The following is a 24,723-nucleotide window of genomic DNA, read 5'->3' as shown; positions in this document are numbered from 1 at the left end:
TCCTTTCTTGCGAGAGGCCCGCAGCATTGCGGGCCCGGGTATTTTCCGTCACATATAGCGGCAATTTGGATCGTGCACAGACGGAGCGCAACATGACCGAGCAGCCCCAAACCACCTTCAAGCGTGTGATGCTGAAAATCTCGGGAGAGGCGCTGATGGGCGACCAGGGCTACGGTCTGCACCCGCCCACCGTCGAGCGCATCGCCCGCGAGGTGAAGTCGGTGCACGACATGGGCGTCGAGATCTGCATGGTGATCGGCGGCGGCAACATCTTCCGCGGCCTCGCCGGTTCGGCGCAGGGCATGGAGCGGACCACGGCCGACTACATGGGCATGCTGGCGACGGTGATGAACGCGCTGGCGATGCAGTCGGCGCTGGAAGAGCTGGGCGTCTTCACCCGGGTGATCTCGGCGATCCGCATGGACGAGGTGGCCGAGCCCTACATCCGCCGCCGCGCCGTGCGCCACCTCGAGAAGAAGCGGGTCTGCATCTTCGCCGCGGGCACCGGCAACCCCTATTTCACCACCGACACCGCCTCGTCGCTGCGCGCCAACGAGATGGCCTGCGAGGCGATCTTCATGGGCAAGAACGTCGACGGGATCTACGACTGCGACCCCAAGACCAACCCGGACGCGAAGCGCTACGACCGCATCTCCTACGACGACGTGCTGCGCGACAACCTCAAGGTCATGGACGCCTCGGCCATCGCGCTGGCGCGCGACAACAAGATGCCGCTGATCGTCTTCTCGCTGAACGAGCCGGGCGGCTTCCGCGGCATCCTCGCGGGCGAGGGCACCTATACCGAGGTGCACGCCTGATCCTTCGGGCCTGAGAGGCGGGGGCTCTGCCCCCGCACGCAGGACAGAGCGGGGGCGCTGCCCCCGCACCCCCGGGATATTTCAGACAAGTGGAAGCAGGGGCGGGCGCGCCTGCGCGGGCGGCGCGCGGGTAGCGGCGGCCTCGTCCTGCGGTCGGTCGCGCTATGGTCAGTCGCGGGCCATCGGGTGGTGGTCGAGCACCAGCTCGCGCAGCCGCTCTTCGAGCACATGGGTGTAGATCTCGGTGGTCGCCACGTCGGCGTGGCCGAGGAAGGTCTGGATGGCGCGCAGGTCGGCGCCATTGGCCAGCAGGTGCGTGGCGAAGGCGTGGCGCAGCGTGTGCGGCGTGACCTTGGCGGGCGAGACGCCCGCGCCCACGGCGATGTCCTTGATCATCACGTAGAAGGCATGGCGCGTCAGGTGCCCGGCCTTGCCCCGCGAGGGGAAGAGGAAGCCCGAGGCCGGCCGGCCCTCGGCGCGGTTCAGCGCCTCGTGCGCGTCGCGCCGGGTGAGCCATTCGGCCAGCGCCGCGCGCGCCGGGGGCGAGAGCGGCACCATGCGCTCCTTGCCGCCCTTGCCGCGGATCAGCAGCATGCGCGGATCGCCCCGCGCCGCCGAGAGCGGCAGGGTGACAAGCTCGCTCACCCGCATGCCGGTGGCATAGAGCAGCTGCATGAGGCAGGTGTTGCGCAGCCGGTCGTCGGCGCTGCGGCCATGCCGCTCGGCGGCCTCGAGCAGCCGGTCCACCTCGTCGGTGGTGAGCGTCTTCGGCAGGCGCTTCGGGCGGCCCGGACCGGCGATCTGCACCGCCGGGTTGTCGCTGCGCAGCCCCTCCTCGAAGGCGAAGCGGTAGAGCTGCTTGATCGCCGAGAGCCGCCGGGCGCGGGTCGCGACCGCCAGCCCCTCGGCCTCGCAGGTGATCAGGTAGTCCTCGACATCGGCGCGCTGCGCAGTGGCGAGATCGAGCCCGCGCGCCGCCAGCCAGCCGGTGAAATCCGCGAGGTCGCGGGCATAGGCGGCCTGGGTGTTGTCCGCGGCGCCGCGCTCGGCGACCTGCGCCTCGAGAAAGGCCGAGACCCAATGTGCGGCGCTCACAGCGGGGCTCCTTCGTCCGAGAGGATCATCTGCTCGATCGCGGCGCGGCGCGCCGTGTCCTCGAGCCCGACCCGGCGCAGGGTCGCCAGCGCGCCGGTCAGATCGGCGTTGTTGCCCTGGGCGCCGGAGTGGAAGAGGTCGATGGCGCGCAGGATGGTCTCGCCGAGCTTGCCCTCGCGCAGCAGCGCCTCGAGCTCGGGCGGCACGGCGGCATCGGGGCGCCAGGCCTCGACCACGGCCTGCGCGGCGGGGGAGAGGGGGATCGCCTCGGGCATCTCGCCCTGCGCCACGGCAGCGACCGCGCGCATCAGCCCGGTGCGGGCGGGAAGGGTGCGGGCGGCGGCCTCGTAGTCGGGCGAGAGCAGCGCGGCGCGCTGCGCCAGCGCGGCGGCCCGGCCCTCGAGCTCGAGCCCCTGCAGGCGCGGCGCGTAGAGGCCGGAGAAGGGCACGAGCAGCCCGGCGCTGCGCATCTGCGGCCAGGCGGCGAGCAGGGCGGGGCCGATCAGGTCGCTGCGCCCGGCGTTCAGCGCGGCCTCGAGATCCTGCACCGCGGCGACCCGGTCCCAGACCCCGCCGGAGGCGGCGGGTTCGCGGTCGGTGTAGATACCGAGCAGGCGGTTCTCGGTCAGCGTGCCGCGCCGCGCGAGGCGCTCGGCGGCGAGGATCTGCGCGCGCCAGCCGCTGTTGCCCGACAGATCCGCCGCGGCGAACATGCGCGGCAGCGGCTGGGTCGGCAGCGCCTCGCCCACGGCCTCGAAGAGGTGGAACTCGAGCGGGGTCGGGCGCGCCGGCGGGTTGAGCGGCTCGGAGGAATCGACCAGCTCGGGGTCGAGGTAGCGGGCGAGAAGCTCGGCGTCGCGCGGCCCGATCTGGCCGAGCGCGCTCGCGGTGCCGTAGATGGTGACCGCGTGTTCCCACTCGCCGATCCGCGCCCGGCAGTAGATGCGCGTGGCGATGTCCTGCGACAGGAAGGGCTTTTCGGTGAGCGCGCGGCACGGCGCCTCGTCGTTCCCGGCGATCAGCGACAGGTCGAGCCAGCGGGCGAAGATCTCGGGGTCGGAACTGCCCCCGGCCTGTTCGACCAGCGCCAGCGCCGCATCCACCGCGCCCTCGTCCATCAGCCGGTCGATGCGCGCGACGAGCAGCGAGCCGTTGCCGCCGGGCGCGTCGGCCTCGGCGAGGAGCAGCGTCAGCAGCTGCGCGGAGAGCGCCGGCACGGCGGGCTCGACCCGGGCGAGGAGCGCCGAGAGCCCCTCTGCGTCGGAACTCGACCAGAGCGTCCGGGGCAGGCCGGTGAGCGCGCTCGACAGCAGCCCCGCCGCCTCGCCGCTCGCCGCCGCCAGGGGCGCGCTTTCGACCTCGGGCGTGTCGACGGAGGTGGCCACAGGGGGCTCGTCGCGGCGCGCGCGCTCGACGGAGGGCAGCGGGCCGCTGCCGGGCTGCGGGCGCTCAGGCAGAGGCATGGCGGCGCTCACGCCGGGGCCGCGCTTGAGCCAGTCGATGGCGGCAAGCGGGGCCTCGGCGGTCAGCGCCGTCGGTGCGCCCAGGGCAAGGGCGCAGAGAAGCAGCCTAGTTCGCATCAAGCTCCACGGGCTGGCGAATCTCCTTCTGCGGCGGTGAGAAGTCCGCGCCGAAATAGGGGCCGACATAGGCGTAAGCCACCAGCGCGATCACCGCGAGGAGGAGAAGGATTAGAAGGGGTTTGAACAGACGTCCCATGTGCTCAGCAGTCCTGCCTCATGTTTTTTGTCACTTATACCTAGCCTTTTCGGCAACGACACGTCATTCACGGCCTCAGGAGGCAGAATTGGCGATGCATGGCCGAGAAACAAGGGGATTGAACCCGAAGTTGAAAAAGACAGTTGTGCTGGTGGGCATGATGGGAGCGGGGAAATCGGCCGTCGGCCGGGCATTGGCCACAGCTCTCAACGTGCCGTTCCGCGATTCGGATGCCGAGATCGAGAAGGCGGCGAACATGACCATCGCCGAGATCTTCGCCCGTGACGGCGAGGCCTTCTTCCGGCGCAAGGAAAGCCAGGTGATCGAGCGGCTGCTCGACGCGCGGCCGGCGGTGCTCTCGACCGGGGGCGGCGCCTACATGGCCGAGGAAAACCGCCGGATGATCACCGAGAAGGGCGTCGCCGTCTGGCTCGACGCCGATCTCAAGGTGCTCTGGGGGCGGGTGCGCCACAAGGACACGCGGCCGCTCTTGCGCACGCCCGATCCGCTGGCGACGCTCAGCGAGATCTACGAGCGCCGGGTACCGATCTACGCGCTCGCGGACCTCGCGGTGAAATCGGAACAGGGGCTGTCGGTCGACGCCATGGCCCGCAAGGTGATCGAGACGCTGAAATCGACGCGTCCGGACGTGGTGGGAGAGAGCTGCAGATGAGCGACGTGATGCAGGCGGGAACGGTGCATGTGGACCTGGGCGCGCGCGCCTATGACGTGCGGATCGGCGGCGGGCTGCTGGCCCGCGCCGGGACCGAGATCGCGCCGCTGCTCGGCAAGCGCCGGCGCGTGGCGGTGGTCAGCGACGAGACCGTCGCGGCGGCGCATCTGCCGGCGCTGAAGGACGGGCTGGCGGCGGCGGGCATCTCCTGCGAGGTGCTGACCCTCGCGCCGGGCGAGGCGACCAAGTGCTGGCGCGAGCTCGAACGGGTCACCGAATGGCTGCTGGCGCAACGGGTCGAGCGCAGCGACGTGGTGGTCGCGCTCGGCGGCGGGGTGATCGGCGATCTCGTCGGTTTCGCCGCCGCGATCCTGCGCCGCGGCGTGCGCTTCGTGCAGATCCCGACCTCGCTGCTGGCGCAGGTCGACAGCTCGGTCGGCGGCAAGACCGGGATCAACTCGCCCGCCGGCAAGAACCTGATCGGCGCCTTCCACCAGCCCTCGCTGGTGCTGGCCGACATCGATGTGCTGCAGACGCTGACCCCGCGCGATTTCCTCGCGGGCTACGGCGAGGTGGTCAAGTACGGCCTGCTCGGCGATGCGAAGTTCTTCACCTGGCTCGAGGCCAGCGCCGAGGCACTGCTGGCGCGGCGTCCGGCGGCGCTGGCGCATGCGGTGACGCGCTCGGTCGAGATGAAGGCCGGGATCGTCGTGCGCGACGAGACCGAGCAGGGCGAGCGCGCGCTGCTCAACCTCGGCCACACCTTCTGCCACGCGCTCGAGGCGGCCACGGGCTATTCGAACCGGCTGCTGCACGGCGAGGGCGTGGCGATCGGCTGCGCGCTGGCCTTCGAGCTTTCCGCCCGGCTCGGGCTCTGCCCGCAGGAGGACCCGTCGCGGCTGCGCGCGCATCTCGCCGAGATGGGCATGAAGCGCGACCTCGCGGACATCCCCGGCGATTTGCCCCCGGCCGAGACGCTCTACGAGCTGATGGGGCAGGACAAGAAGGTGCTCGACGGCGCCATCCGCTTCATCCTTGCCCGCGGCATCGGCCGCGCCTTCGTCACCGCGGACGTGCCGCGCGAGGCGGTGCTGCAGCTGCTGCGCGACGGTCTCGCCGGGCGCTGAGGCGCAAGGGGCGCGCGAAGCGCCCCGTCAGACCTCCTCGTCGGGGTAGGGAAGCGTGTTGACATCGACGTTCACGAAGTCCGGCTCCGGCGTCGGTCGGAAGCGGACGGCACGGATCTCGCTGCGCCCCTCCTTCATCGCCTTCACGACGCGGTGCATCCCGTCCATCAGGCGCCCCTCGGCGCAGAGCAGGATGGGCCAGCGCAGGTCGGTCTCGTCGACCAGCCGCATGTGCTCGGCGATCGAGCGCGGGGTCGGGGCACCGTCGCCCGGCTGGTACCACCAGAGCTCGTCGATCTCGGCGATGTCCGAGACCGCGATGGTCTCGACCGGCAGGCCGCGCGACAGCCGCACGAGGCGGTGAACGTCCCAGCTGTGCCGGTCCGCGCCGACGCGGCGGCTGTGGTACTGCTTTCTCATCATTCCCATGCGCCCGGCGCCTCCCAAGATGCGCGTCCCGCCGCGATCCTACCCGAGCCCGGGCAAATCGGAAGCACCGCCCGGGCGCGCGCCGCAGGGCCTTGTGTTTCCGCCGCGTCTGTCGTTCTGTGATCGCAGAATCTGGAGGAGAATTCCGATGCCTGCGACCATGCGCGCCGCCGTCCTGAGAGAGTACAATGCCGACCTGTCCCTCGAGGACGTGCCGATGCCGGACTGCCCGCGCGACGGCGTGGTGCTGAAGGTGCTGGCCTGCGGCGTCTGCCGGTCGGACTGGCACGGCTGGTCGGGCGAGCATCCGCGGGTGAAGCCCGGGCAGATCCAGGGCCACGAGTATTGCGGCGAGGTGGTCGAGGCCGGGCCGGACTCGCAATGGCAGGTCGGCGACCGGCTCGTCGCGCCCTTCATCCTCGCCTGCGGCACCTGCCCGCAATGCCGCGAGGGCCAGCAGCACACCTGCTTCGACCAGCGCCTGCCGGGCTTCATCGAGCCGGGCGCCTTTGCCGAATACGTCGCCGTGCCGCGCGACTTCAACCTCGCGCGCCTGCCCGAGGGCATGTCGCCGACGCTGGCGGCCGGGCTCGGCTGCCGGGTGACCACCGCCTGGCACGCGCTCACCGGGCGCGCGGCGCTGCAGGGCGGCGAGTGGCTGGCGGTGCATGGCACCGGCGGCATCGGGCTCTCGGCGGCGATCCTCGGCCGGGCGCTGGGCGCGCATGTGATCGTGGTGGACGTGGTGCAGGAAAAGCTCGACCACGCGCTCTCGCTCGGCATGGACGCGGCGGTGAATGCCGCGACCGAGGACGCGGCGGCGCGCATCAAGGAGATCACCGGCGGCGGCGCGCATGTCAGCGTCGAGGCGCTGGGCATCCCGCAGACGGTCAACGCCTCGATCCGCAGCCTTCGCCCGCTCGGGCGGCACGTGCAGGTCGGCATGCCGGTCGGGCATCACGCCATCCAGGAAGTGGACATGAACGCCGTCTACATGGCCAACCTCGCGCTTTACGGCACCCGCGGCATGCCCTCGCATCGCTATCCGTCGCTGCTTGGATTGATCACGCGGGGAAAGGTGGATATGAGCCCTCTCATCGCGCGCGAGATTCCCCTCAGCCAGGCGGGGGCGGAGCTGGCCGCGTTCAACGGGCCGACGCCCCCGGGCGTGGCCGTGATCACCGATTTCACCCGCTGACGCGGGGCGGCGCGCGACAGCGCCGCAGGCCAGTTCAGGAGTGCGCCCATGAAAGCCGCCGTCATCGTCTTCCCCGGGTCCAACTGCGACCGTGATCTGAAGATGGCCTTCGAGCAGGCCGGGCTCGAGGTCGAGATGGTCTGGCACAAGGACACGTCGCTGCCCAAGGGCATCGACATCGTCGGCCTGCCGGGAGGCTTTTCCTTCGGCGACTACCTGCGCTGCGGCGCCATCGCGGCCAACTCGCCCATCTGCCAGGGCGTGAAGGCCCATGCCGAGCGCGGCGGCTACGTCTTCGGCGTGTGCAACGGCTTCCAGATCCTCACCGAGACCGGGCTGCTGCCGGGCGCGCTGCTGCGCAACGCGAACCTCAAGTACATCTGCCGCACGGTGGGGCTGGAAGTGGCCGAGAGCCAGTCGGTCTTCACCCGCGGCTACGCGGCGGGCGAGAAGATCGGCATCCCGATCGCGCACCATGACGGCAACTACACCGCCGACGCGGCGACGCTCGACATGCTCGAGGGCGAGGGCCGCGTTGCCTTCCGCTACACCGACAACCCCAATGGCGCGGACCGCGACATCGCCGGGATCCTGTCGGAAAACCGCCGTGTTCTGGGGATGATGCCGCACCCCGAGCGGGCCTGCGATCCGTCGCAGGGCAACACCGACGGTGCGCGTCTTTTCGCCAATCTGACCGCGGCGCTCGCCGAGGCTTGACCGGCACCGCTTGAGCCGGCCCGGCGCCCGGCGTAGATTGGGCGCCATGTCGGAGACCACGAGTGACAAGATGGACAGAAGGCGTTCGGGCCCGCTGAGCTGGCGGGTGCGGGCGGCGCTTATCATTCTTCTGGTGCTCGCGGTCAGCACGGTCTGGATCACCAACGTCCTGCTGACCGACCGCTCCACCGCCTCGACGCGCAACCGCGCCGAGCTGCGGCTTGCGCTCTACTCCGGCAACATCCTCTCCGAGCTGCGCCGCAACGCCATCGTGCCGCAGCTGCTGGCGCGCGACCCGGCGCTGATCGGGGCGCTGAATTCCGGCGACTTCAGCCAGTCGACGCAGCGGCTGATCTCCTACGTCGACGAGATCGGGGCAGCCTCGCTGATGCTGCTCGACCGCGACGGGCGCACCGTGGCGGCAACCGACCGCAACCGGCTCGGGTCGAACCACCGCGGCGAGGCCTATTACATCGACGCGCTGCGCGCCAACACCACGGTCTTCACCGTGCAGGAGCGCGAGGCGGGGGGCTATTCCTTCACCTACTCGCGCCGGATGGAGAACCAGAACTCCTCGATCGGCGTGATCATGGTCGAGGTCGACCTCGCCAAGTTCGAGCGCGCCTGGGCCGGGATCACCGACGCCGTGGCGGTGCTCGATTCCGAGGGCCGGATCATCCTTGCCACCGAGCCGCGCTGGCGCGGGCTGACCATGGACGAGGCGCTGGCCAAGCAGCCCGCCGAGAACGCCATCGAGCGCGCCATCAAGGCCACCGCCGACTGGACCGCGCTGCCCGCCGACGCCTACCTGCGCGGCGAGGCGGTGATGCGCATCGACGGGCGGATCCCGTTCCGCGGCTGGACCATGGCGACCTTCACCACCTATGCCTCGGTGCGCGAGAAGGTGAACGCGGTGCTGGCGCTCGAGATCATGGCCTTCGCGCTGCTGACCGCGCTGGCCTTCTACGCCCTGTCGCGCAAGACCGCGCTGCGCATGGCGCTGTTCCAGCGCGAGAGCGTCGAGCTGCGCGCGCTGAACGCCCGGCTGCAGCGCGAGATCGCCGAGCGCGAGAAGGTGCAGAAGGACCTCGCCAGCGCCGAGCAGACGCTCGAGCAGAGCTCGAAGCTGGCCGCCCTCGGCGAGATGTCCGCCGCCGTCAGCCACGAGCTGAACCAGCCGCTGGCGGCGATGAAGACCTACCTTGCCGGGGCGCGGCTGCTGCTCAAGCGCAACCGCCCCGAGGAGGCGCTGACCGCCTTTTCCCGCATCGACGACCTGATCGAGCGGATGGGGGCGATCACCCGCCAGCTCAAGAGCTACGCCCGCAAGGGGCAGGCGAATTTCGTGCCCGTCGACATGGCCGAGGCGCTGGCCTCGTCGCTGTCGATGATGGAGCCGCAGCTCAAGGCGCGGCGGGTGCGCATCTCGAAGATCCTGCCCGACCTGCCGGTGATGGTGATGGGCGACCGGATGCGCATCGAGCAGGTGCTCGTGAACCTGTTGCGCAACGCCATCGACGCCACCAAGTCGGTGGTGAACCCCGAGATCGAGATCATCCTCGCCAGCGGCGAGACCGCCACGCTCAGCGTGCGCGACAACGGCCACGGGATCGAGGATCTCGATGCGCTGTTCGAGCCCTTCTACACCACCAAGCAGCCCGGCGACGGCACCGGCCTTGGCCTTGCGATCTCCTCGGGGATCGTCACGGACCTCGGCGGAAGGCTCTCGGCGCGCAATGGTACGGATGGGGGGGCTGTTTTCGAGATGCAATTGCCTATCTTGAACCAGAGCCCCGCGGCGGCCGAGTGAGCCGCAAGCCATGACGAGTACGACACCGCGCAGATCGCGAGAGAAGACCACAACAAAAGGCGACCAGACCGAATGACCAAAGCCATGAAGATCGCCATCGTCGACGATGAGAAGGACATGCGCCAGTCGATCAGCCAGTGGCTGGCCCTGTCTGGCTATGACACCGAAACCTATTCCAGCGCCGAAGAGGCGCTTGGCGCCGTCGGCGCGGATTACCCGGGGATCGTGATCTCGGACATCCGGATGCCCGGCATGGACGGGATCCAGCTGCTGCGCAAGCTCATGGGCAACGACAGCGCGCTGCCGGTGATCATGATCACCGGTCACGGCGACGTGCCGATGGCCGTCGAGGCGATGCGCATCGGCGCCTACGACTTCCTCGAGAAGCCGTTCAACCCCGACCGCATGTCCGAGCTGGCCAAGAAGGCCACCAACGCCCGCCGCCTGACGCTCGACAACCGCGTGCTGCGGCGCGAGCTTTCCGACGGCGGCCAGTTGATGAGCAAGCTCATCGGCCAGAGCCCCGCCATGGAGCGGCTGCGCGAGGACGTGCTCGACCTCGGCCAGGCCGACGGCCACGTGCTGATCGACGGCGAGACCGGCACCGGCAAGACGCTGATCGCCCACGCGCTGCACGCGGTGGGGTCGCGCGCCGGCAAGAAGTTCGTGCTGATCTCCTGCGCGGCGATGGACGAGGACGCGCTGATGCGCCGCCTCTTCGGCCCGATGCAGCCCGAGGACACGCGCCTGCCGGCGATCGAGGAAGCCCGCGGCGGCACGCTTGTGCTCGAGGACATCGAGAGCCTGTCGGACGCCTCGCAGGCGCGGCTGCTGTCGGTGATCAACGACCAGGGCACCCCGCCCGAGACCCGCATCGTCGCGATCTGCAACCTGCAGGACGAGGGCCGCACCTGCGAGACCGCGCTGCGCCCCGATCTCTACTACCGCCTCGCGGCGCTGAAGATCACCGTGCCGCCGCTGCGCCAGCGCGGCGAGGACATCCTGACGCTCTTCACCCGCTTCTCCGAGCAGTTCTCGGACGAGTATGGCTGCGACGCGCCGCAGGTCTCGGCGCAGGAGGCGGCGCAGCTGCTGCAGGCGCCCTGGCCGGGGAACGTGCGCCAGCTCATCAACCTCGCCGAGCGCGCGGTGCTGCAGTCGCGCCGCGGCACGGGCACCATCGCCTCGCTGCTGATGAACGACCACGAGGACATGCAGCCGGTGATGACCACCGAGGGCAAGCCGCTGAAGGAATATGTCGAAGCCTTCGAACGCATGCTCATCGACAACACCATGCGCCGTCACAAGGGCTCGATCTCGTCGGTGATGGACGAGCTCTGCCTGCCGCGCCGGACGCTGAACGAGAAGATGGCCAAGTACGGGCTGCAGCGCTCGGACTACCTCTGACCGCGGCGCGGGGCGGAAGAATTTCGCCAGGCGCAAAGGTCCTTAACCGTATCTTAACGGTTTCTTCAAATTCTGGAGGGACCGGCGGGGCAGTCGCCCGGCCGGTCCTTTTTTCTGCCGGGTGACCCCTGGGGTCCGGCGTCAGGTCTTGTTTGGTGGTTTTTGCGCGGGCCAAGGGGGACACCTGGATGATGAGTGACCTGCCGGATCAGGACGACTTCGAGCGTGCAGGTTACCCCGTTTCGGAACTCGACGCGCTGCTGGACCGGATCGGCGCGGCGGCGCTGCCGCTGACCGGCGCGGTCGCCTGTCTCATAGACCTGCCGCCCGAGGTCGTGGGGCCGCGCGCGGTGCGCATGGCGGCACCGCTCGAGGGCGCGCTTGCCGACACGCTGCGAGGCCTCATGGACGCGCTGCCCGAGGAGACCGCCGCGCCCGGACGGCCGCGCTTCATCGACCGCGAGGTGATGGGCGCGCCCTATCATTTCCTTGCCCTGCGCATCGGCGGCACCTGCGGGCGGCGCCTTGGGGCGATCGTGCTGGGCTTTGATGTCGCAGGGCCCGAGCCCCATGCCGCCCAGCGCATGTCCCGGCATTTCATCGCGATGCTCGAGGCGCTGCTGGCCGAGCGGCGGGCCAAGCTTGCCATGGCGCAGGACATGGCGGTGCTCGGGCGGCACGCGGCGCGGCTGCAGGAGCAGACCCAGCGGGATGCGCTCACCGGGCTCGAGAACGCCGAGTCCTTCCGGGAAAGCGCCCGCGCGGCGCTGGAGTTGCGCCACGAGCCCTATGCGCTCGTGCTGGTGGACGTGGACCACTTCAAGCAGATCAACGACCTGCACGGGCACCAGTTCGGCGACGTCTACCTGCGCGCCGTGGCCGGGGCGCTGCGCGGCAGCCTGCCGGATGACACCCGGCTCGGGCGGATCGGCGGCGACGAGTTCGCGCTGCTGCTGCGCCTGCCGGCCGAGGCGGAGCCGGCGCTGGTCGAGTTCATGGGGGCCAGCCGCGCCGCGCTCGCCCGGCTGGGCGAGACCATGGGCAAGCCCGCGCTCGGCAGCGTGAGCATGGGGGCCGCGATCTTCCCGCGCCACAGCGAGAGCTACGATGCGCTTTTCGAGCTGGCGGACACCGCGCTCTACGCGGCCAAGGAATCGGGGCGCGGGACGCAGGTCATCTTCGACCCGCACCGGCACCTGCGCTTCGGCCTGCGCGAGCTGATGCGCAATTTCTCGGGGGCGCTCGCGGACGGGCAGATCAGGCCGGTGTTCCAGCCGGTCGTCGATCTCGCCACCGGGGCCTGCACCGGCTACGAGGTGCTGGCGCGCTGGCAGGGCTCGGCCGGGCACGAGATGGGCCCCGAGCTCTTCCGCCCGATCTTCGAGAACGCGGTGCTGGCCGAGCAGCTGACCCGCAGCATGATCCTGCAGGCCACCGAGGTGCTGCACGGGCTGCCGGTGCGCACCGCCGCGGATGGCGCGCCGCTGCGCATCGGGCTCAACGTGACCGGCTTCGACCTGCGCAACCGCGCCTTCGCCGCCGATCTCGCGGACCGGCTCGCGGAGCTGGACCTGCCCTGGGCGGCGATGGTGATCGAGGTGCCCGAGACGGTCATGCTCGGCGAGGCGGGGGGGCGCGTCTTCGAGACGCTGCGCGATTTGCGCAACCGCGGGGCGAGAATCGCCCTCGACGATTTCGGCACCGGCTATGGCAGCCTGCGCCACCTCGGCAAATGGCCGATCGACATGCTCAAGATCGACCGCCAGTTCGTGCAGGGGCTGAGCGCGCGCCCGCGCGACCGCGCCGTGGTCGAGGCGATCCTCGGCATGGCGCGCCGCTTCGGCTTCCGCGTCGTGGCCGAGGGGATCGAGACACCGGGGCAGCTGCGCTACCTGCAGGCGATGGGATGCGCCGCCGGGCAGGGCCACCTGCTGTCGGCGCCGCTCGCTGCCGAGGCGCTGGCCCATGCGCCGCAGGTCTATCCCGGCTGTGCCACGCCAGGGCAGGAGGCGCCGCCGCAGGCCTAGCGCCTAGTCGCGCAGGAAACGGCGTCGGGCCTCCTCGGCCATGGACTGCCTCATCTGCAGCTCGGCAAGCCTGGCCATGGCCCCTTTGCGCTCCAAGGGGTCGGTCAGCCCGGCAAGGACCTCCTGCTGCGCTGCCACCTGCTTGCGGAGCGTGATCTCCTCGGGCAGCGCGCCCGCCTCTGCCATGATGCGGAATCCCATCGCCTCGCCGGGGTCGAGATGCGCCTCGCCGCTGCGGTCAGGCAGGGGCCGGCCCTCGCCCTCGAGCCCCTGCAGCCTGCCCTCGGCCAGCGATTTCAGGATCCGGCGTTCCGTGAGACGGCTCAACCACGACATGACAAGGCCCACCCTTTCGCGGAAAGGATGGGCCGTCGTGCGGGTGGCGGCAAGAGGGGTGCGGCGATCAGTAGCCGCGCCAGATCCAGCCGCCGCCGAAGATGCGGCTGCCCTCGGGGGCGTAGAACACGCAGGCCTGTCCGGGGCTGACGCCTTCCTCCGGGGTCAGCAGCTCGACCTCGGCGGTGGTGTCGCTGAGCGGGCGGATGATCGCCTCGCGCGGCGGGCGGGTCGAGCGGACCTTGACCTTGAGATGCCATTCCTCGCGGCTGGTGAAGGGCTCGTCGCCCAGCCAGTTGATCTCGCGCACGGGGATGACGCGGGTCGCCAGCATCTCCTTCGGGCCGACCACCACCTGCTTGGCGTCGACGTCGAGCTTCACCACGTAGAGCGGCTCGTCGAGCCCGCCGATGCCGAGGCCGCGGCGCTGGCCGATGGTGTAGTGGATGACGCCCTTGTGGGTGCCGAGCCTGCGCCCGTCGGCATGGACGATCTCGCCCGGCTCGGCCGCGCCGGGGCGCAGCTTCTCGATCACCGAGGCATAGTTGCCGTCGGGCACGAAGCAGATGTCCTGGCTGTCGGGCTTGTCGGCGACCGAGAGCCCGTACTTGGCCGCGAGCGCGCGGGTCTCGGCCTTGCTCTTCAGGTGGCCGAGCGGGAAGCGCAGGTACGAGAGCTGCTCGGGGGTGGTCGAGAAGAGGAAGTAGCTCTGGTCACGGTTCGCATCGGCGGCCGAGTGCAGCTCGGGACCCTCGTCGCCCAGCATGCGCTGGATGTAGTGGCCGGTGGCCATGCAGTCGGCGTCGAGGTCCTTGGCGGTCTCGAGCAGGTCCTTGAACTTCACCCGCTCGTTGCAGCGGATGCAGGGCACCGGGGTGGCGCCGCCAAGGTAGCTCTCGGCGAACTCGTCGATCACCGCGTCCTTGAAGATGTTCTCGTAGTCGAGCACGTAGTGGGGGAAGCCCATCTGCTCGGCCACGCGGCGGGCATCGTGGATGTCGACGCCGGCGCAGCAGGCCCCCTTCTTGGCGAGCGCCGCGCCGTGGTCGTAGAGCTGCAGCGTCACGCCGACCACGTCATAGCCTTCCTCGGCCAGCATGGCGGCGACGACGGAGCTGTCCACGCCGCCGGACATGGCAACGACCACCCGCGTCTCGGCGGGGGACTTCGCAAAGCCAAGCGAGTTCAGGGTCTGGGTATCGAGGGCCATCGTCAATCTCCGGGAGTCCGGGGGAATATAGGAAAATGCGTCTTACTAACAAGGGCGGGTTTTAGACAGCGTTAAATCACGCAAGGCCAGTATGCGTCACCCCCATAGCTGGGCCGTGTCGGGCGGCGCGGTGCGGTCGGTGCGGATGGCCATGGCCGTCGGGTGCGCCGGCGGCATGGCAGGCCGGATCGCCGGGCGTAGGGAAGGGCCACACAGGACGAAGACGATGTACCTGAAGAAGATCGATGGTCCGCGCGCGGTGACGCTGCCTGACGGCTCGATCATGACCCGGGCCGATCTTCCGGCGGCGGAAACCCGGCGATGGGTCGCCTCGCGCAAGGCGGCGGTGGTCCGTGCGGTGCGCCACGGGCTGCTGACCGAGCAGCAGGCGATGGAGCGCTACGCGCTGAGCTCCGAGGAGCTCGCCGAATGGATGAACGCCGTCTCCAGCCACGGGGAAGAGGCGCTGAAGGCCACGCTGGTGCAGCGTTTCCGAGAAAGCGGCGCCTGAAAGGAATGCCGCGGGACCCCGAAAGGAATCCCGATCGGAAAGTTTTCCCGAAATATTGCCGGAATTCCGGGCAGGGTCCGGGAAAACGGCCGGAGCGGAATCCGGGGTGCCTTCGGTGAGTCGGAAAGGGCCCGAGACGGGCGGAATGAACCGGCGGGTGACGGTACGAACGGCTTGTAGTTGCTAAAATTTTCCTTGAATGCGGGGTTTGGAACGGGGAAGGCCGCGAATTTCCGGGCCGGGCAACCGGAATGGAAAACCGTCGGTCAAAAGCAGGAAAAATTGACGACCTATCCTTTTGAGAGCCCTTCGGAAACGCATTGAGGGGCTACTCTGACGGAAACTGAACTCTGCCGGAGTAAAGAACCATTAACTAAATTCGGACAGGCTCGGGGCAGGGGTAGAGATTAGCGGAGACGGCCATGCGTATCCTTTTGGTTGAAGACGATCCGACCACGTCGAAGAGCATCGAGCTGATGCTGAACCATGCCAACCTGAACGTCTATGCCACCGATCTCGGCGAAGAGGGGATCGATCTGGCGAAGCTCTATGATTACGACCTGATCCTGCTGGACCTGAACCTGCCGGACATCCACGGGCACGAGGTGCTGCGCCAGCTGCGCATGGCCCGGATCAACACCCCGATCCTGATCCTCTCGGGTGCCGACGATACCGACAACAAGATCAAGGGCTTCGGCTTCGGCGCCGACGACTACCTGACCAAGCCCTTCCACCGCGACGAGCTGGTGGCGCGCATCCATGCGATCATCCGCCGCTCCAAGGGGCATTCGCAGTCGATCATCCGCACCGGCAAGGTGTCGGTGAACCTAGATGCCAAGACGGTGACCGTGGCCGAGCGTCCGGTGCACCTGACCGGCAAGGAATACCAGATGCTCGAGCTGCTCTCGCTGCGCAAGGGGACGACCCTGACCAAGGAGATGTTCCTGAATCACCTCTACGGCGGCATGGACGAACCCGAGCTCAAGATCATCGACGTCTTCATCTGCAAGCTGCGCAAGAAGCTCTCGGAAGCCACCGGGGACGAGAATTACATCGAGACCGTCTGGGGGCGCGGCTACGTGCTGCGCGATCCCGAGCCGCCGGTTGGCGCGATGGCAGTGAACGCCTGACTCTGGACGTGCCCCGCCGCGCGCCCTATCACGTCTGCCAAAAGGCGTGAGCAAGGAATGCGGCAATGGCCCAGCATGTGGCGGAAAAACCGGTAGAGGCACTGACCGAGGCAGAGGCACGGGACGAGCTTGCGCGGCTCGCCGGGATCCTCGCGCAGGCCAACATCGCCTACCATACCGAGGACGCGCCCGAGATCTCGGACGCCGACTACGACGCGCTGAAGCGCCGCAACATCGACATCGAAGAGCGTTTTCCCGAGCTGAAGCGCGAAGACAGCCCCAGCGAGCAGGTCGGCGCGCCGCTGGCCGACGGGTTCTCCAAGGTCCGCCATGCCGTCGCGATGCTCTCGCTCGGCAATGCCTTCGAGCCCGAGGAGGTCGACGAGTTCGACGCCCGCATCCGCCGCTACCTCGGCCTCTCCGACACCGCCGCGCTGGCCTATACCGCCGAGCCGAAGATCGACGGGCTCTCGCTCTCGCTGCGCTACGAGAAGGGCGCGCTGGTCCAGGCCGCCACGCGCGGCGACGGCGCCGTGGGCGAGAACGTCACCGCCAACGCCTGCACCATCGCCGACATCCCGCAGCGCCTCGAGGGCGCGCCCGAGGTGCTCGAGGTGCGCGGCGAGGTCTACATGAGCCACGAGGATTTCGCCGCGCTCAACGAGCGGCAGGAGGCGCGCGGCGGCAAGCTCTTCGCCAACCCGCGCAACGCCGCCGCCGGGTCGCTGCGCCAGCTCGACGCCGAGATCACCCGCGCCCGCCCGCTGCGCTTCTTCGCCTATGCCTGGGGCGAGCTCTCGGCGCCGCTGGCCGACACGCAGATCGGCTCGATCGAGCGCCTGCGCGCGCTGGGCTTCCAGACCAACCCGCTGACGCAGGTCTGTGACGGCCCGCGCGAGATGATCGCGAATTACCGCGGCATCGAGGCGCAGCGCGCGACGCTCGGCTATGACATCGACGGCGTGGTCTACAAGGTCAACGACCTTGCCCTGCAGGGGCGGCTCGGCTTCCGCTCGACGACGCCGCGCTGGGCGATCGCGCACAAGTTCCCGGCCGAGCTGGCCTGGACCCGGCTCGAGGCGATCGACATCCAGGTGGGCCGCACCGGCGCGCTGAGCCCCGTCGCGCGGCTGACCCCGGTCACCGTGGGCGGCGTCGTCGTGTCGAACGCCACGCTGCACAACGAGGATTACATCGCCGGGCGCGACGCCAAGGGCGAGGTGATCCGCCCCGACGCCGAGGGCAATGCCAAGGATTTCCGCATCGGTGACTGGGTGCAGGTCTACCGCGCCGGCGACGTGATCCCGAAAGTGGCCGACGTGGACCTTTCGAAGCGCCCCGAAGACGCGCAGCCCTACGTCTTCCCCCCGACCTGTCCCGAATGCGGCTCCGAGGCGATCCGCGAGGAGGGCGACGCCGTGCGCCGCTGCACCGGCGGGCTCGTCTGCCCGGCGCAGGCGGTGGAGAAGCTGAAGCATTTCGTCTCGCGCGCCGCCTTCGACATCGAGGGGCTCGGCGCCAAGCAGGTCGAGCAGTTCTACCGCGACGGCTGGATCCGGGAACCGGCGGACATCTTCGAGCTGAAGGCGCGCTACGGTTCGGGCATGCAGCAGCTGAAGAACCGCGAGGGCTGGGGCGACAAGAGTGCTAGCAACCTCTTCGACGCCATCGACGAGAAGCGCAGGATCGAGCTCAACCGGGTGATCTTCGCGCTCGGGATGCGCCATGTCGGCGAGGTGGTCGCCAAGGATCTCGCGAAGCACTACCTCAGCTGGGACGCGATGATCGGTGCCGTCGATCAGGCGGTTCCGGCCGTCGAGCGCTACCGCAAGGCCGAGGCTGCCGTCGAGGAGGAGCGCAAGTTTGCCGCCTCCGCCGGACGCCGCGCCCGCATCAAGGAGACGCAGGACGCGGTCTGGGCCGAGGAGCCGAAGGTCGCACCCGAGGCGCGCGCCGCCTGGGATGACCTCGTCGGCATCGACGGCATCGGCGCGATCGTCGCGGTCTCGCTCGTCACCTCGCTGCACCAGGAGGCCGAGCGCGCCTCGGTCGACCGGCTGGTCGCGCATCTCGACATCCAGGACGCCGAGCGCCCGGTCACCTCGGGCAGCCCCGTGGCGGGGCTCACCGTGGTCTTCACCGGCACGCTCGAGAAGATGAGCCGCGCCGAGGCCAAGACGCGCGCCGAGGCGCTCGGGGCCAAGGTTTCGGGCTCGGTGTCGAAGAAGACCGACATCGTCGTCGCGGGCCCCGGCGCGGGCAGCAAGGAGGCCAAGGCCAAGGAACTGGGTGTCAGGCTGATGGACGAGGATGAATGGCTCGCGCTGATCGGCGGGTGACCCGGGCATGAGCCAGCGCCCCGAGGCCCTCTGGCCACTCTTTTCCGAGCTGAAGACGCTGGACGGCGTCGGCCCCAAGACCGCGCAGGCGATGGAGGCGCTGGACGTCGCCGCGCCGCGTGACCTCTTGATGACCCTGCCGCATTCGGTGATCGACCGCCGCCCGCGCGCCTCGGTGCAGGGGGCGGACCTGCCGGGCACGGTAACGGTCGAGGTGCAGGTGCTGCGCCACATGAAGCCCGCGGTGAAGGGGCGGCCCTACCGCATCCAGGTCGAGGATGCCGAGACCACCTTCCAGCTGGTGTTCTTCCACGGCCGTGCCGATTACCTGACCCGGGTGCTGCCCGAGGGCTCGCGCCGGCTCGTCTCGGGCAAGGTCGAGTTCTTCGACGGCATGGCGCAGATGGTCCACCCCGACCACATCCTGCCCCCCGACGAGGCCGACACGCTGCCGCTCTTCGAGCCGGTCTACCCGCTCACCGCCGGGGTCACGCAGAAGCTGATGGCCCGCGCCGTGGCGGGCGCGCTGGCGCGCGCGCCGCAGCTCGGCGAATGGATCGACGGCCCGCTCAAGGAGCGCGAGGGCTGGCCCGACTGGCACGCGGCGCTGGAAGCTGCCCACGCGCCCGACGGCATGGCGGCGCTTGCCCCCACGGCCCCCGCCCGCGCCCGGCTCGCCTATGACGAGCTGATGGCGCACCAGCTGACGCTCGGCCTCGCGCGGATCAACCGCCGCCGCGGCAAGGGGCATCCCACCATCGGCGACGGCCACCTGCGCCGCCGGGTGCTCGCGGCGCTGCCCTACCGTCCCACCGGCGCGCAGCTGCGCGCCATGGACGAGATCGCCGAGGACATGGCCGCCGAGAGCCGGATGAACCGCCTGCTGCAGGGCGACGTCGGCGCGGGCAAGACGCTGGTCGCCTTCATGGCGCTGCTCGTCGCCGTCGAAGCCGGCGGGCAGGGCGTGATGATGGCCCCGACCGAGATCCTCGCCCGCCAGCACATGGAGGGGCTGCAGCCGCTGGCCGAGAGCGCCGGGGTGGTGGTGGAACTGCTCACCGGTCGTGACAAGGGCACCGAGCGCCGGGCCAAGCTCGCGGCGCTGGCGGAGGGCAAGATCCACATCCTCGTCGGCACCCACGCGGTCTTCCAGGAGGATGTGCAGTTCGCGGACCTGCGCCTTGCCATCGTCGACGAGCAGCACCGCTTCGGCGTGCGCCAGCGGCTCGAGCTGGGGCGCAAGGGAGCCGCGGCGGACGTGCTGGTGATGACCGCGACGCCCATTCCGCGCAGCCTCGCGCTGGCGCAATACGGCGACATGGACGTCTCGGTGCTCGACGAGAAGCCGCCGGGGCGCAAACCCGTGCGCACCGCGCTTCTGTCGACCGAGCGCATGGGCGAGGTGGTGGAGCACCTGCGCAAGGCCGTCGCCGAGGGCCGGCAGGCCTACTGGGTCTGCCCGCTGGTCGAGGAGAGCGAGGTCTCGGACCTCACCGCCGCCGAGGAGCGCTTCAAGCGCCTGCGCGCCGAGCTGGGCGAGGGCGTGGTGGGGCTGGTGCATGGCCAGCTGCCGCCCGCCGAGAAGGATGCCGCCATGGCGCGCTTCGTCTCGGGCGAGACCAAGGTGCTGGTCGCCACCACGGTGATCGAGGTCGGGGTGAACGTGCCCAACGCCTCGATCATGGTGATCGAGCGGGCCGAGATCTTCGGCCTCGCGCAGCTGCACCAGCTGCGCGGCCGTGTCGGGCGCGGCGAGGCCGACTCGACCTGCCTGCTCATGTACCAGCCGCCGCTCGGCGAGACCGGGATGAAGCGCCTGACCACCCTGCGCGAGACCGAGGACGGCTTCCGCATCTCCGAGGTGGACCTGCAGATGCGCGGCGCGGGCGATCTCATCGGCACCGCGCAATCGGGCCTGCCACGGTTCAAGGTCGCCGATCTCGAGAGCCAGGCCGGTCTCATGGCCATGGCGCAGAGCGACGCGCGGCGGCTTTTGGCCGAGGATCCGGACCTTGCCAGCGATCGCGGCAAGGCGGCGCGGCTGCTGCTCTGGCTGATGCGGCAGGACGAGGCGATCCGGCTGATCAGCGTCGGCTGACCCCGCGCCGCGCGGTCGGCAACCTACTGAAATCGCGACATTTTCAAATGATCCCGGTGCGCGGTTCCGCGCGCCGGGCAGGGGCGTTCCCGCGCCACGTTCTCATCCGTTCACAAATGTTCTTAAAAAGTTCTTTACTCGAATCGGATCGCATGAGAACAAAAGGGCAACAGAAGAACACGCGCAGAGAACGCACCCATCACCAGAACGCACCGCCCAACAGCACGCATTGAGGGAACGCCAAGATGATCGACTCCATCCGCACCACCATGAGCCGCCCGAGCACCGCATTGGTCACCGACCTGATCGGGGCCGTGTCGCTGATCGTGATCCTTGTCGGCGCGCTGCACCTGCCGTTGCTCTGAACCCCTGAATTCTGCCTGCGGTCTTGTTCCGGACGCCGCCGCATCACTGTCCCGATGCGCCGCATTGTTTCCCCGACACCGGGTCGCCTGATCCCCGGATACGCACAGCGGCCCCTCCGGAGCCCACAAGACACGCCACTGCCGCCGCCTCCCATCCCCGGAGCGCGGCGGTTTTTTTTAGCCGGTGAGGTTGTCGCCGGAGGGGGCGGCTCAGGCGCTGCGCGCCGCGGCGATCTGCTCGGCCGCCTCGGTCGCCGCCTCGAGCGCCAGCATGATCGAGGCGTGGCGGTTCCTGTAGGCCGCCGCCGGGCGCAGCACCTCGAGCCCGTCGAAGGGCGCGGGCGGCGTCGGACCGTCCTCCTTCAGCATGGCGCGCAGCGCGTCGCGCGCCTCGGCCAGCTGCTCGGGGGTGCAGCCGATGATCGCGCCGCCCACCACCGAGGCCGCCGCCTGGCCAAGCGCGCAGGCCTTCACGTCCTGACCGAAGTCGCTCACCCGACCGCCTTCCAGCACCAGGTCCACGGTCACCGTCGAGCCGCAGAGCGGCGAGCGCTTTTTCACCGTGGCATCGGGATGCTCCAGCCGCTCGGTCCGGGGAATATCCGCCGCCAGCGCGAGGATGCGCGAGGAGTAGAGCTTGATCAGGTCGGTTTCTGCGGAGGTGGTGGCGGACATGGCTTTCCCTTTCGGCTCGCCCCCCATAGATAGGGTGCGCGCCCGGCAGCTGCAAAAGGGAAATTCACCATGAGCTTCGATCCCGCCACCCTGGTCTACGACGCCAATGGGCTGATCCCCTGCATCGCGCAGGAAGAGGCGACGGGCGAGGTGCTGATGATGGCCTGGATGAACGCCGAGTCGGTGGCCCGCACGCTCGAGACCGGCCGCGTCACCTACTGGTCGCGCTCGCGGAAGAGCTTCTGGGTCAAGGGCGAAAGCTCGGGCCACGCGCAGGAGCTGGTCGAGCTGCGCGTCGATTGCGACCGAGATTGCCTGCTGGCCCTCGTGCGCCAGACCGGCCCGGCCTGCCACACCAACCGCCGAAGCTGCTTCTACACCGCCCTGCGCGGCGGCGAGGAAGTCGAGATCATGGCACCGATGCACGAGGACTGAGGCGTAGCGCCGCGAGTATTTGGGGAAAGATGAAAGCAAGGCGCCTTCATCTTTCGGAAAATACTCCGGGGTGAGGCGCGAAGCGCCGAGGGGCGGAGCCCCTCTCTTCAAGACCTGCGGCGGAGCCCCTCTCTGCCTGAAAGGCGGCGGAGCCCTTCAGCCCGCGAGCCCGACCATGCGCCGGATGTCCCCCGGCGTCGCGCCCTCGGCGCGGTAGGTGGCGATCGCCCGCGCGTCGTCGCGCTTGGCGAGGCGCTTGCCCTCCGCGTCGCGGATCAGCGCGTGGTGGTGGTAGACCGGCGTGGGCAGGCCCATCACCCGCTGCAGCACCACGTGGATCGCCGTCGCGTCGAAGAGATCGCGGCCGCGCACGACGTGGCTGATCTCCTGCGCCGCGTCGTCGAGCACCACCGACAGGTGATAGGAGCCGGGAAAGTCCCGCCGCGACAGCACCACGTCGCCGACCTGATGCAACAGCTGTTCGGGGGAGAGGGCGATGCGCCCGGTGTCGCCCGCGGGCCCCGCACCGGTCTCCTCGAACCACAGATCCGTGCCGGCGATCTCCAGCGCCCGCGCCATGTTCAGCCGCAGCGCTTCGCCCCGCGGGCGCGGCGCGCGCCCGTAGCCGGGGGCGCGCAGGTCGCGGCAGGTGCCGGGATAGACCAGCCCGTCCGGGCCGTAGGCGGGCTCCGCGCCCTCCTGCGGCGCCGAGGCGGCGGCCAAGATGTCGCGGCGGCTGCAGGTGCAGGGGTAGATCAGCTCGCGGGCCCAGAGACCGTCGAGCGCCGCCTCGTAGGCGGGCAGCCGGTCCGACTGGCGCAGCGGTTCCTCGTCCCAGCGAATGCCGAGCCAGCGCAAATCGTCATGGATCTGCGCCTCCCACTGCGGGCGCGAGCGGGTGCTGTCGATGTCCTCGATGCGCAGCAGGAAGGTGCCGTGCGCCTCCCGCACCATGCCCTCGGCCAGCAGCGCCGAGTAGGCGTGGCCAAGGTGCAGCGGGCCGGTGGGCGAAGGGGCAAAGCGCGTACGCAACTCAGTCCCTGCCGCGATAGGCCTTCTCGATGCGCCGGGTGCGGCGCTCCTCGCCGGACTGGTAGATCAGCACCCAGGCCAGCAGGATGAACATCGGATGCGTGAGCCCGCCCGAGAAGATGACCGCCGGCACCCAGATCAGGAAGACGAGGATGCCGAGGATCGGCCGCCCGGTCAGCAGGATCGACAGCGGCGGCAGCAGCAGGGCGAGCACATAGTTCACGCGGGCACCTCCTGCGCCGCGAGCCACTCCTGCCACACCTCCTTGGCGCGGTCGGTGTAGCCCTTGTAGCGGTCCTTGCGGCCGCGGCGGCCGCCGCGCAGCCCGTCGAGCGGGCGGAACAGGCCGAAGTTCACGTTCATCGGCTGGAAGGTCTTGGCCTCGGCGCCGCCGGTGATGTGGTGGATGAGCGCGCCATGGGCGCTGTCCTGCGGCACGGCCGGCAGCTCGGTCCCGAGTATCTCGGCGGCGGCGAGCCGGCCCGCGACCAGCCCCATCGAGGCGCTCTCGACATAGCCCTCGACGCCGGTGATCTGCCCGGCGAAGCGCAGGTTCGGGCGCGAGCGCAGGCGCATCTGCGCATCGAGCAGCGTCGGCGAGTTGAGGAAGGTGTTGCGGTGGATGCCCCCCAGACGCGCGAAGCCGGCGTTCTCCAGCCCCGGGATGCGGCGGAAGACCTCAGTCTGCGCGCCGTATTTCATCTTCGTCTGGAAGCCGACGATGTTGTAGAGCGTGCCAAGCGCATTGTCGCGGCGCAGCTGCACCACGGCATAGGCCTTCTGTTCGGGATTGTGCGGGTTGGTGAGGCCGATCGGCTTCATCGGCCCGTGGCGCAGCGTCTCGCGGCCGCGCTCGGCCATGACCTCGATCGGCAGGCAGCCGTCGAAGTAACCCGCGGTCTCGCCCTCGTGGAACTCGGTCTTCTCGGCGGCGAGCAGCGCGTCGATGAAGGCCTCGTACTGCGGCTTGTCCATCGGGCAGTTGATGTAGGCCTTCTGCTCTTCCTCGGTCTCGCCCTTGTCGTAGCGGCTCTGCAGCCAGGCCGTGTCCATGTCGATCGTGTCGAAATAGACGATCGGGGCGATGGCGTCGAAGAAGGCCAGCGCCTCGGCGCCGGTCTCGTCCTGCAGCGCCTTGCCGAGCGTGCCCGAGGTCAGCGGGCCGGTGGCGAAGATCCAGTGCCCCTCGTCGGGAAGCGCGGTGATCTCCTCGCCGCTGACCGAGACGTTGGGCAGGGCCATCAGCTTGGCGGTGACGCTCTCTGAGAAGGGATCGCGGTCGACCGCCAGCGCGCCGCCCGCGGGCAGGCGGTGCTCGTCGGCGGTGGTCATGATCAGCGAACCCGCCTGGCGCATCTCCCAGTGCAGGAGGCCCACGGCGTTCTGCTCGTCGTCATCCGAGCGGAAGGAGTTGGAACAGACCATCTCGGCCAGGTTGCCGGTGCGATGGGCGAAGGTTTCCACCTTGGGCCGCATCTCGTGGATCACCACGTCGACACCCAGCCGCGCCGCCTGCCAGGCCGCCTCGGAACCGGCCATGCCGCCGCCCACGATATGAAGAGTTTTGTCCAT

At 69.6% G+C, this 24,723-nt stretch carries 23 protein-coding genes; 13 read left to right on the top strand and 10 right to left on the bottom strand.

All coding sequences use genetic code 11. The annotated features are described in order from the left end of the window. Positions 1-92: 92 nt before the first annotated feature. On the top strand, positions 93-818 hold the full coding sequence (gene pyrH, locus PVT71_RS00115) for a UMP kinase (protein ID WP_092420687.1): 726 nt from the start codon (positions 93-95) through the stop codon (positions 816-818). 168 nt (positions 819-986) lie between these two features. On the opposite strand, the gene PVT71_RS00110 is transcribed toward pyrH, so the two are convergent. Genes PVT71_RS00110 through PVT71_RS00100 form a run of 3 tightly spaced genes read right to left on the bottom strand, consistent with a single transcriptional unit; the run spans position 987 to position 3,632 of the window. Continuing rightward, entirely contained in the window at positions 987-1,913 is a 927-nt protein-coding gene (locus PVT71_RS00110; RefSeq protein WP_353472466.1) for a site-specific tyrosine recombinase XerD, read from the bottom strand. Then, the gene (locus PVT71_RS00105) at positions 1,910-3,493 is read right to left on the bottom strand and encodes a hypothetical protein (protein ID WP_353472465.1); all 1,584 of its coding nucleotides are present in this window, start codon (positions 3,491-3,493) and stop codon (positions 1,910-1,912) included. The genes PVT71_RS00110 and PVT71_RS00105 overlap by 4 nt, the downstream gene beginning before the upstream one ends. Then, positions 3,483-3,632: a hypothetical protein gene (locus PVT71_RS00100; RefSeq protein ID WP_353472464.1), complete on the bottom strand. Its 150-nt coding sequence runs from the start codon at positions 3,630-3,632 to the stop codon at positions 3,483-3,485. Before PVT71_RS00100 ends, PVT71_RS00105 begins: the two co-directional genes overlap by 11 nt. A 94-nt stretch (positions 3,633-3,726) precedes the next feature. Here PVT71_RS00100 and PVT71_RS00095 point away from each other — a divergent pair, with 94 nt between their 5' ends. Both PVT71_RS00095 and aroB read left to right on the top strand, forming a co-directional pair. Beyond that, the gene (locus tag PVT71_RS00095) at positions 3,727-4,305 is read left to right on the top strand and encodes a shikimate kinase (protein ID WP_353472463.1); all 579 of its coding nucleotides are present in this window, start codon (positions 3,727-3,729) and stop codon (positions 4,303-4,305) included. Beyond that, positions 4,302-5,432 (top strand): 3-dehydroquinate synthase, encoded by a 1,131-nt coding sequence (aroB, locus tag PVT71_RS00090; RefSeq protein ID WP_353472462.1) that lies wholly within the window; start codon positions 4,302-4,304, stop codon positions 5,430-5,432. Before PVT71_RS00095 ends, aroB begins: the two co-directional genes overlap by 4 nt. A 27-nt stretch (positions 5,433-5,459) precedes the next feature. Here the strand turns inward: aroB and PVT71_RS00085 are convergent, their stop codons facing one another. Next, positions 5,460-5,861 (bottom strand): hypothetical protein, encoded by a 402-nt coding sequence (locus PVT71_RS00085; RefSeq protein ID WP_353472461.1) that lies wholly within the window; start codon positions 5,859-5,861, stop codon positions 5,460-5,462. Positions 5,862-6,021: 160 nt separating this feature from the next. Between PVT71_RS00085 and PVT71_RS00080 the strand changes: the two genes are divergently transcribed. The 5 genes from PVT71_RS00080 (at position 6,022) to PVT71_RS00060 (ending at position 13,020) form a co-directional block, all read left to right on the top strand. Continuing rightward, a complete protein-coding gene (locus PVT71_RS00080) occupies positions 6,022-7,059 on the top strand; it encodes a zinc-dependent alcohol dehydrogenase family protein (protein WP_353473891.1) in 1,038 nt (345 codons plus the stop codon). 48 nt (positions 7,060-7,107) lie between these two features. Further along, positions 7,108-7,776, top strand: coding sequence for a phosphoribosylformylglycinamidine synthase subunit PurQ (purQ, locus tag PVT71_RS00075; RefSeq protein ID WP_353472460.1), 669 nt, complete (start codon positions 7,108-7,110; stop codon positions 7,774-7,776). A gap of 70 nt (positions 7,777-7,846) precedes the next feature. Further along, the gene (locus PVT71_RS00070) at positions 7,847-9,586 is read left to right on the top strand and encodes an ATP-binding protein (RefSeq protein ID WP_353472459.1); all 1,740 of its coding nucleotides are present in this window, start codon (positions 7,847-7,849) and stop codon (positions 9,584-9,586) included. Positions 9,587-9,658: 72 nt separating this feature from the next. Further along, entirely contained in the window at positions 9,659-10,993 is a 1,335-nt protein-coding gene (locus PVT71_RS00065; RefSeq protein WP_066100488.1) for a sigma-54 dependent transcriptional regulator, read from the top strand. A gap of 191 nt (positions 10,994-11,184) precedes the next feature. Then, complete coding sequence (locus tag PVT71_RS00060; RefSeq protein ID WP_353472458.1) at positions 11,185-13,020, top strand: bifunctional diguanylate cyclase/phosphodiesterase; 1,836 nt, start codon at positions 11,185-11,187, stop codon at positions 13,018-13,020. A gap of 3 nt (positions 13,021-13,023) precedes the next feature. Here PVT71_RS00060 and PVT71_RS00055 read toward each other — a convergent pair whose 3' ends face one another. Next, positions 13,024-13,356: a DUF1992 domain-containing protein gene (locus tag PVT71_RS00055; protein WP_353472457.1), complete on the bottom strand. Its 333-nt coding sequence runs from the start codon at positions 13,354-13,356 to the stop codon at positions 13,024-13,026. 67 nt (positions 13,357-13,423) lie between these two features. Then, on the bottom strand, positions 13,424-14,566 hold the full coding sequence (gene mnmA, locus PVT71_RS00050; protein ID WP_353472456.1) for a tRNA 2-thiouridine(34) synthase MnmA: 1,143 nt from the start codon (positions 14,564-14,566) through the stop codon (positions 13,424-13,426). Between the two features lie 226 nt (positions 14,567-14,792). Between mnmA and PVT71_RS00045 the strand changes: the two genes are divergently transcribed. From PVT71_RS00045 to recG, 4 genes are all read left to right on the top strand, one after another. Next, positions 14,793-15,077 (top strand): DUF1153 domain-containing protein, encoded by a 285-nt coding sequence (locus tag PVT71_RS00045; protein WP_353472455.1) that lies wholly within the window; start codon positions 14,793-14,795, stop codon positions 15,075-15,077. 422 nt (positions 15,078-15,499) lie between these two features. After that, positions 15,500-16,207, top strand: coding sequence for a response regulator transcription factor CtrA (gene ctrA, locus PVT71_RS00040; RefSeq protein ID WP_194132860.1), 708 nt, complete (start codon positions 15,500-15,502; stop codon positions 16,205-16,207). Between the two features lie 65 nt (positions 16,208-16,272). Then, complete coding sequence (gene ligA, locus PVT71_RS00035) at positions 16,273-18,546, top strand: NAD-dependent DNA ligase LigA (RefSeq protein ID WP_353472454.1); 2,274 nt, start codon at positions 16,273-16,275, stop codon at positions 18,544-18,546. A gap of 7 nt (positions 18,547-18,553) precedes the next feature. Continuing rightward, a complete protein-coding gene (gene recG / locus PVT71_RS00030) occupies positions 18,554-20,644 on the top strand; it encodes an ATP-dependent DNA helicase RecG (protein WP_353472453.1) in 2,091 nt (696 codons plus the stop codon). 575 nt (positions 20,645-21,219) lie between these two features. On the opposite strand, the gene PVT71_RS00025 is transcribed toward recG, so the two are convergent. Continuing rightward, a complete protein-coding gene (locus PVT71_RS00025; RefSeq protein WP_353472452.1) occupies positions 21,220-21,684 on the bottom strand; it encodes an iron-sulfur cluster assembly scaffold protein in 465 nt (154 codons plus the stop codon). Between the two features lie 69 nt (positions 21,685-21,753). Between PVT71_RS00025 and hisI the strand changes: the two genes are divergently transcribed. After that, on the top strand, positions 21,754-22,119 hold the full coding sequence (hisI, locus tag PVT71_RS00020) for a phosphoribosyl-AMP cyclohydrolase (RefSeq protein ID WP_353472451.1): 366 nt from the start codon (positions 21,754-21,756) through the stop codon (positions 22,117-22,119). A 156-nt stretch (positions 22,120-22,275) separates the two neighbouring features. On the opposite strand, the gene gluQRS is transcribed toward hisI, so the two are convergent. Genes gluQRS through trmFO form a run of 3 tightly spaced genes read right to left on the bottom strand, consistent with a single transcriptional unit; the run spans position 22,276 to position 24,723 of the window. Then, on the bottom strand, positions 22,276-23,151 hold the full coding sequence (gluQRS, locus tag PVT71_RS00015) for a tRNA glutamyl-Q(34) synthetase GluQRS (protein ID WP_353472450.1): 876 nt from the start codon (positions 23,149-23,151) through the stop codon (positions 22,276-22,278). A 1-nt stretch (position 23,152) separates the two neighbouring features. Then, on the bottom strand, positions 23,153-23,374 hold the full coding sequence (locus PVT71_RS00010; RefSeq protein WP_353472449.1) for a hypothetical protein: 222 nt from the start codon (positions 23,372-23,374) through the stop codon (positions 23,153-23,155). Beyond that, positions 23,371-24,723 carry a methylenetetrahydrofolate--tRNA-(uracil(54)-C(5))-methyltransferase (FADH(2)-oxidizing) TrmFO gene (trmFO, locus tag PVT71_RS00005; protein WP_353472448.1) on the bottom strand — a complete coding sequence of 451 codons (1,353 nt, stop codon included), beginning with the start codon at positions 24,721-24,723 and terminating at the stop codon, positions 23,371-23,373. The genes PVT71_RS00010 and trmFO overlap by 4 nt, the downstream gene beginning before the upstream one ends.

Source organism: Salipiger sp. H15 (assembly GCF_040409955.1).
GTDB lineage: Bacteria > Pseudomonadota > Alphaproteobacteria > Rhodobacterales > Rhodobacteraceae > Salipiger.
The sequence above is the reverse complement of the archived record's forward strand: the minus strand, read 5'-3'. Positions and strand labels throughout refer to the sequence as shown.

Coding starts and splice junctions, on each gene's coding strand:
- PVT71_RS00045 (WP_353472455.1), top strand. CDS start 14,793: ATGTACCTGAAGAAGATCGATGGTCCGCGCGCGGTGACGCTGCCTGAC.
- PVT71_RS00105 (WP_353472465.1), bottom strand. CDS start 3,493: ATGCGAACTAGGCTGCTTCTCTGCGCCCTTGCCCTGGGCGCACCGACG.
- PVT71_RS00100 (WP_353472464.1), bottom strand. CDS start 3,632: ATGGGACGTCTGTTCAAACCCCTTCTAATCCTTCTCCTCCTCGCGGTG.
- PVT71_RS00065 (WP_066100488.1), top strand. CDS start 9,659: ATGACCAAAGCCATGAAGATCGCCATCGTCGACGATGAGAAGGACATG.
- purQ (WP_353472460.1), top strand. CDS start 7,108: ATGAAAGCCGCCGTCATCGTCTTCCCCGGGTCCAACTGCGACCGTGAT.
- aroB (WP_353472462.1), top strand. CDS start 4,302: ATGAGCGACGTGATGCAGGCGGGAACGGTGCATGTGGACCTGGGCGCG.
- ctrA (WP_194132860.1), top strand. CDS start 15,500: ATGCGTATCCTTTTGGTTGAAGACGATCCGACCACGTCGAAGAGCATC.
- ligA (WP_353472454.1), top strand. CDS start 16,273: ATGGCCCAGCATGTGGCGGAAAAACCGGTAGAGGCACTGACCGAGGCA.
- PVT71_RS00085 (WP_353472461.1), bottom strand. CDS start 5,861: ATGGGAATGATGAGAAAGCAGTACCACAGCCGCCGCGTCGGCGCGGAC.
- trmFO (WP_353472448.1), bottom strand. CDS start 24,723: ATGGACAAAACTCTTCATATCGTGGGCGGCGGCATGGCCGGTTCCGAG.
- mnmA (WP_353472456.1), bottom strand. CDS start 14,566: ATGGCCCTCGATACCCAGACCCTGAACTCGCTTGGCTTTGCGAAGTCC.
- PVT71_RS00060 (WP_353472458.1), top strand. CDS start 11,185: ATGAGTGACCTGCCGGATCAGGACGACTTCGAGCGTGCAGGTTACCCC.
- recG (WP_353472453.1), top strand. CDS start 18,554: ATGAGCCAGCGCCCCGAGGCCCTCTGGCCACTCTTTTCCGAGCTGAAG.
- pyrH (WP_092420687.1), top strand. CDS start 93: ATGACCGAGCAGCCCCAAACCACCTTCAAGCGTGTGATGCTGAAAATC.
- PVT71_RS00025 (WP_353472452.1), bottom strand. CDS start 21,684: ATGTCCGCCACCACCTCCGCAGAAACCGACCTGATCAAGCTCTACTCC.
- PVT71_RS00095 (WP_353472463.1), top strand. CDS start 3,727: ATGCATGGCCGAGAAACAAGGGGATTGAACCCGAAGTTGAAAAAGACA.
- PVT71_RS00080 (WP_353473891.1), top strand. CDS start 6,022: ATGCGCGCCGCCGTCCTGAGAGAGTACAATGCCGACCTGTCCCTCGAG.
- PVT71_RS00055 (WP_353472457.1), bottom strand. CDS start 13,356: ATGTCGTGGTTGAGCCGTCTCACGGAACGCCGGATCCTGAAATCGCTG.
- hisI (WP_353472451.1), top strand. CDS start 21,754: ATGAGCTTCGATCCCGCCACCCTGGTCTACGACGCCAATGGGCTGATC.
- PVT71_RS00070 (WP_353472459.1), top strand. CDS start 7,847: ATGGACAGAAGGCGTTCGGGCCCGCTGAGCTGGCGGGTGCGGGCGGCG.